Here is a 2087-nt window from a genome sequence, read left to right as displayed (position 1 = left end):
GACGCGCTGCGGGACCGCATCGCCGAGCCCGACGGCGGCGCCGAGCCGCTGGCCGCGCCGGCCGGGCTGGCCGGCACGCTGCGCGCCTACCAGCTGCGCGGGCTGCGCTGGCTGGACCGGATGACCGCGCTCGGTCTCGGCGGCTGCCTCGCCGACGACATGGGGCTCGGCAAGACCGTCACGGTGGTCGCGCTGCACCTGCGCCGGCGCTCCGGGCCGACCCTGGTGGTCTGCCCCGCCTCCGTGCTCGGCAACTGGGAGCGGGAGATCCGCCGGTTCGCCCCGGGCGTGCCGGTACGCCGGTTCCACGGCGCCGCGCGGACCCTCGACGGGGTCACCGACGGATTCGTGCTGACCAGCTACGGCACCCTGCGGCGCGACGCCGCCACGCTGGCCGGCCCGCGGTGGGGCCTGGTCGTCGCCGACGAGGCCCAGTACGTCAAGAACCGGCTCAGCGACACCGCGGGCGCGCTGCGCGAGATCCCGGCCGAGGCCCGGGTGGCGCTCACCGGCACGCCGGTGGAGAACGACCTGCCCGACCTGTGGGCGCTGCTCGACTGGACCACCCCCGGCCTGCTCGGCACCGCCGGGGCGTTTCGCGCCCGCTGGGCGCGCCCGGTCGGGACCGACCGGGACCCGGCCGCGCTGGACCGGCTGTCCCGCCTGGTCCGTCCGTTCCTGCTGCGGCGGCGCAAGTCCGATCCCGGCATCGCGCCGGAGCTGCCGCCCCGGACCGTGACCGACCATCAGGTGCCGCTCACCGACGAGCAGGCGGCGCTCTACCGGCGGGTGGTCGAGGAGGTGATGGCGGAGATCCGGGATGCCACCGGCGTGGCCCGCCGGGGCCGGGTGCTCAAGCTGCTCGTCGCGCTCAAGCAGGTGTGCAACCACCCCGCGCACTACCTGGGCGAGGTCGACGGGCCGCTCACCGGGCGCTCGGAGAAGCTGCAACTCCTCGACGACCTGCTGGGCACCGTCCTGGCCGGCGACGGCGCGGTGCTGGTCTTCACCCAGTACGTCCGGATGGCCCGGCTGCTGGAACGGCACCTCGCCGCGCGGGGCGTACCCGCGCAGTTGCTGCACGGCGGCACCCCGGTCGCCGGGCGGGAGGAGATGGTGCGCCGCTTCCAGGCCGGCGACGTGCCGGTGTTCCTGCTCTCGCTGCGGGCGGCCGGCACCGGTCTGAACCTGACCCGGGCCGACCACGTGGTGCACTACGACAGGTGGTGGAACCCGGCGGTGGAGGAACAGGCCACCGACCGCGCCCACCGCATCGGGCAGACCCGGCCGGTGCAGGTGCACCGGCTGATCGCCCAGGGCACGCTGGAGGAGCGGATCGCCGCCCTGCTGGAGTCCAAGCGGGACCTCGCCGACGCGGTGCTCACCGGCGGCGAGACCGCCCTGACCGAGCTGTCCGACGCCGACCTGTTCCGGCTGGTGCGGCTGGCGGAGACGACATGAGCGGCGAGGACGAGCCGGCCCGCAGTTTCCCCGCGTTCGGCCCCGGGCGGCGGATCGGCCGCCGGTTCGCCGACACCTGGTGGGGCAACGCGTGGATCGAGTCGATGGAGCACGCCGCGCTCGACCCGGCGCAGCTCGCCCGGGGCCGGCGGTACGCCTTCGCCGGCCAGGTCGGGCCGATCACGGTCAGCCCGGGCCGGATCGGCGCGCCGGTGCACGACGGCGACCCGGAGCACCCGCACGACACCGTGGTGCGGGTGCGCGCCCTCACCGACGCCCAGTGGGACCGTCTGCTGGACGCGGTGGCCGCCCGCGCCGGGCACATCGCCGCGCTGCTCGACCGGGACATGCCGCACGACCTGGTGGACACCGCCGACACCGTCGGCGTGCGGCTGCTGCCCGGGTACGGCGACCTCGACCCGGAGTGCGACTGCCCGTCCTGGGACCACCCCTGCCGGCACGCCGCGGCCCTGTGCTACCAGGCGGCCTGGCTGCTGGACCGGGACCCGTTCGTGCTGCTGCTGGCCCGGGGCCGGGCCGAACCGGACCTGGTCGCGGAGCTGCGTACCCGCAACGCCCGCCGCCCGACCTCGGGCCGCTGCTGGCCGGGCACGACGCGCCCGGGG

At 76.4% G+C, this 2087-nt stretch carries 2 protein-coding genes; both read left to right on the top strand.

Features of this window, described 5'->3' with window-relative positions:
* A partial coding sequence (locus tag HUW36_RS31610) for a DEAD/DEAH box helicase (RefSeq protein ID WP_174531417.1) occupies positions 1–1461 on the top strand: 1461 nt, incomplete at its 5' end.
* A partial coding sequence (locus tag HUW36_RS31605) for an SWIM zinc finger family protein (RefSeq protein WP_174531416.1) occupies positions 1458–2087 on the top strand: 630 nt, incomplete at its 3' end. The genes HUW36_RS31610 and HUW36_RS31605, both read left to right, overlap by 4 nt.

The organism is Micromonospora maritima, assembly GCF_902825405.1.
In the GTDB taxonomy this organism is placed as follows: domain Bacteria; phylum Actinomycetota; class Actinomycetes; order Mycobacteriales; family Micromonosporaceae; genus Micromonospora; species Micromonospora maritima.
The sequence above is the reverse complement of the archived record's forward strand: the minus strand, read 5'-3'. Positions and strand labels throughout refer to the sequence as shown.